The organism is Pseudomonas agronomica (assembly GCF_025917275.1).
GTDB classification, from domain to species: Bacteria; Pseudomonadota; Gammaproteobacteria; order Pseudomonadales; family Pseudomonadaceae; genus Aquipseudomonas; species Aquipseudomonas agronomica.
Map to the genome: position 1 here is coordinate 1 of NZ_JAOSHO010000904.1, position 992 is coordinate 992.

1 protein-coding gene is annotated in these 992 nt (G+C 62.6%); it reads right to left on the reverse strand.

Annotated features, from left to right (window positions below):
• Window positions 1-35: 35 nt before the first annotated feature.
• Window positions 36-905, reverse strand: coding sequence for an aldose 1-epimerase (locus OC610_RS28020; protein ID WP_264432863.1), 870 nt, complete (start codon window positions 903-905; stop codon window positions 36-38).
• Between the last annotated feature and the right edge of the window lie 87 nt (window positions 906-992).

Sequence of the window (992 nt, forward strand, 5' to 3'; positions counted from 1 at the left end):
GGAGCAAGCTCCCTCGCCACGGGGATCGGCGCGCTTTACAACTCTCGACACTGCATCGAAAATCCCAACGCTACCGATTGCCCTTGCTCCAGCAAGCGCAACCCCGGCCGTCCAGGCAGGTGATGGGCGTTGACCGGATGGCTCACCGGTTCGATGCAGAAAAAATCCAGGCTCGCGGGGCAGTACAGCAAGAAGTAATCGCTGCCGCTGGCGCGGCATTCCAGTTCATAACCGAGGTCCGGTTGTTGGATCAGGCACTGACCATCCCAGCCACCGAAGCCGTTGTCGACGAGGGTGTCCGGCAATAGCCGCGGTTGCTGGAAATCCCACTCCGAGGGAACGTCCCTCAGCTCCGTCGGCAGTTTCGTGGCGTCGCACATCCACACGTCGCTGGCGCGGGTTTGCAGGCGAGTACCGGCGGTGCGCGGGAAGTACGGATGCAATCCCAGTCCGTGCCACGCGGCCTGTTCGGCCATGTGCGTGACATGCAGGGCGATTTGCAATTGGCCGCCGCTCAAGCGGATCCGTAGGCTGGCGCAATAGGCGAACGGGGTTTGGCTGTCGAGTTGCAACAAGACTTCCTGTGCACTCTGTTCGGCCACTTGCCACGGTTGCTGCCAGGCACTGCCATGGATCGGAAACGGATCGTTGGGGCTGTTGGCTTCCAGGGCGAGCCAGCCGCCAGGGCAATCGAAACCGCCTTGGGCGATCCGGTTGGACCAGGGGATCAAAGGGAAGCAGCCGAGTTTGCCCGGCAAACCGTTTTCTACAGCGTTCGGCGTGGGCGGGCGCAACAACGGTGCACCGTTTCTGTGCAAGGTCCATTCAACGAGGCTGGCGCCCAGGTGTGGGGCCAGGGTGAGGCGGGTGAGTTCGTCTTCCAGATGAAGGAGGGGCGGTGTCATGGTAGTCGCGTCTTTGGGAAGGGGAGAGATAGCCTTTGTGGCGAGGGCGCTTGCTCCCGCTCGGCTGCACTGTAGGAGCTGCCGAGC

Coding starts and splice junctions, on each gene's coding strand:
- OC610_RS28020 (WP_264432863.1), bottom strand. CDS start 905: ATGACACCGCCCCTCCTTCATCTGGAAGACGAACTCACCCGCCTCACC.